This is a genomic window from Streptomyces graminilatus (assembly GCF_001418565.1).
GTDB lineage: Bacteria > Actinomycetota > Actinomycetes > Streptomycetales > Streptomycetaceae > Streptomyces > Streptomyces graminilatus.
In genome coordinates, this window is the sequence record NZ_LIQQ01000687.1 from 1 (window position 1) to 2,675 (window position 2,675).

The following is a 2,675-nucleotide window of genomic DNA, read 5'->3' on the forward strand; positions in this document are numbered from 1 at the left end:
TTGGAAAGCGTGTTGGGGGCAACCCCTCACGAGTTCGAATCTCGTATCCTCCGCCAGTGCCTCACCGGGCACGATGTCGAAGGGCCCCACCGTTCGCGGTGGGGCCCTTCTTCGTTGTCCGTCTCAGTTTCCGTCTCAGTTCGTCTTCGGGAGCTCCAGAGAGCGTCGCCGACTTGCTGCGCGACCTTGCGGAGCATGGTCCCCGTCACGTGCATGTACCGGGCGCGCATCCGAGCCGCTCCCCCGGGCTCCCAACCCATGATCGAGTCGATCACGACGTCAGGTACGCCGAGGATCAGAAGGACGGTCGCGGCGGTGTGGCGAGCGTCACGGAGACGGCCGCTCCGGACACCCGCATCACGAAGCAGCCGCTTCCAGATGTGGAAGTCGGTGTTCGGGCTCAGCGCTCCACCAGCAGAGTCGAGGTGGTGGGGACCGCTTATCTCGCCGGTTCGGGCGTTCACGTCGTACTCGGTGCGGTGGCCGTCGTGGGTGGCGCCCATACGCTTCTGCCATGCGCCTTGCTCTGGTCGACGGCCGACAGCGTGGCTCGGGCCAGCGAGGCACACGCGCGTCTGTACGGTCAACTGACTCGCCATCGTGGCTGACTATCGTCGATTGAGGCTCAGACACTCCGGGGCCCGACTCGCACAAAAAACGTTCGCAGCGAAAAGACCGGAAGCGTGCCATTCGCGTGCCAGATCCAACGGGGAACCACAGGGAACAGCGGGGACTGGTCACGGGGCGGCGGGAGCTCAAACGCCACTCCGCCGCAGGTCAGCTCAGCAATCGCCTGTGCGGGCGAGGAGACTGACCGACCAGGAGCGGCAGTAGCTGCAGGAGCTGCGGGAGCTGCGGGAGCTGTAGTGGATCGTGCGCCGGGGATTCACGTCGTTGTGGCCGAGGCCGTCCGGAGCTTCCTCGCAGGCCGCCTGCCTATCGTTCGGCCGTTCTGCCCCGACCACCGCACCGGCATCCACCGAAAGGCGGTCCCGGATCGGGCGGTGGGGTGGTGCACTCCCAGGGCCCCTGCGAACGCACCGGTGTGCTGACGGCCGGCCGGCGGATCCGTGCGGGCCTCAGGACATGCTGCCCCGGCACACCTTCCCCGGGGCCGGGGTGCGGCCCGTGCGGAGGTAGGTGTCGACCGCCTCCGTGACGCAGCGGTTCTGCGGGTATGTGCCGTGGCCCTCCTCCTCGGCCGTCAGGAGCACGCCGACACCGTCGCCCAGGGCGCGGGCCATGTGGCGGGCGCCGGGATACGGGGTGATCGGATCGCCGGTGCCGCCGACCACCAGGACGGGGGCCGCGCCGTCGGCGTTCACCTGGAGCGTGGCGCGTTCGCCGTCGAACGGCCAGTTGTAACAGAGGTAGACGCCGGTGGACCAGGCCGCGCCGAAGACCGGTGAGGCGGCTTTGACTCGGGCCTCGTCCCTGGCGAGGCGTTCGACGCCGGGGCGCAGGCTGGAGTCCGCGCAGGTGATCGCGGTCAGGGCGGAGCGGGTGTTGTCGCTCGGGGCCGGCGCGCGGTCGGCGGAGCCGAGGTCGTCCGCGCCCTTGCTCAGCGGACCGCCGTCGTTGTGGTCGATCAGCGCGGTGAGGGCCTTGGCGAGCGGCGGCCAGCCGTCTGTGCCGAGGTCGAGATGGTCGCTGACGGTGCGCGCGAGGCCGTAGGCGTCGAGGGTTCTTCCGTCACCGGCCGGGGCGGGAGTCTTCTCCAGGCGGTCGGCCAGGCGCGCCATGCGTCGCGCGGCCTCCTCGGGCCCATCGCCGGTCGGGCAGTGGCGGATACGGGCCGCGCAGTGCGCGGCGAACCGGTCGAAAGCCGCCTGGACCGCCTTGACCTGCGACACCTGCTCCTCGTTGAGGTCCTCGGTCGGATCGACGGACGCTTCGAGGACGAGCCGTCCGACGTGCGACGGGTACAGATGGGCGTAGACCGCGCCGAGCGCCGTTCCGTACGAGACGCCGAAGTAGTGCAGCCGCTCGTCGCCGAGGAGATAGCGCATCAGGTCGAGGTCGCGCGCGGTGTGCGAGGTGCCGATGTACGGGAGGAACGCCCCCGAGTGCCCGGCGCAGGCGTCGGCCCCGTCGTAGCCGGTGTCGTCCGCGGTCTTGCCGCAGCGCACGGGGATGGTCGCGCCAACGCCCCGCGGGTCGAAGGAGACCAGGTCGTAGCGGTCGAGGAGCGGCTTGTACTGGTTGAGGCGTTCGGGCAATCCGCTCACGCCGGATACGCCGGGGCCGCCGAAGTTGAGGACGAGCGAGCCGATGCGCCGGGCGTTCGGGCCGGTGGCCTTACGGCGGATCAGGGCGACGTCGATCGTCCTGCCATCCGGTTTCCGGTAGTCGAGGGGGGCCTTCATGACGGCGCAGTCGTAGCCCGTGCGGGCGGTGGGCGGCGAGGTGCAGCGGGACCAGCGGAGGTGCTGGCCGGTGGTGACCGCGGCGGGCAGACCGGCGGGCGGGTTGTTCGCGGTGAACTCCGTACGCGGCTCCGCACTCCGGCCCGGAGCAGGGTGCTGGAGCCAGGCGACGACGGCCCCGATCACGGCGAGAACGACCACGGCAATAATCCGCACACCGACCGAAAGACCCGCGCTGCGGCCACGTATCGGCTGTAAGTCACTCATCGAAATCCCCGCGCTCCCACCCCTGGACGCCCGCCGGTCTGC

At 70.2% G+C, this 2,675-nt stretch carries 1 protein-coding gene and 1 pseudogene; both read right to left on the reverse strand.

Translation table 11 applies throughout. The annotated features are described in order from the left end of the window. Positions 1 to 190 precede the first annotated feature (190 nt). Positions 191 to 413: pseudogene (locus AOK08_RS48175) on the reverse strand (site-specific integrase); the annotation flags it as partial. A gap of 666 nt (positions 414 to 1,079) precedes the next feature. Further along, positions 1,080 to 2,633: an alpha/beta hydrolase gene (locus AOK08_RS39920; protein ID WP_055535208.1), complete on the reverse strand. Its 1,554-nt coding sequence runs from the start codon at positions 2,631 to 2,633 to the stop codon at positions 1,080 to 1,082. Positions 2,634 to 2,675: the final 42 nt, after the last annotated feature.

Excerpts from the sequence above, each read along its gene's own strand:
- AOK08_RS39920 (WP_055535208.1), bottom strand. The coding sequence starts at position 2,633 with ATGAGTGACTTACAGCCGATACGTGGCCGCAGCGCGGGTCTTTCGGTC.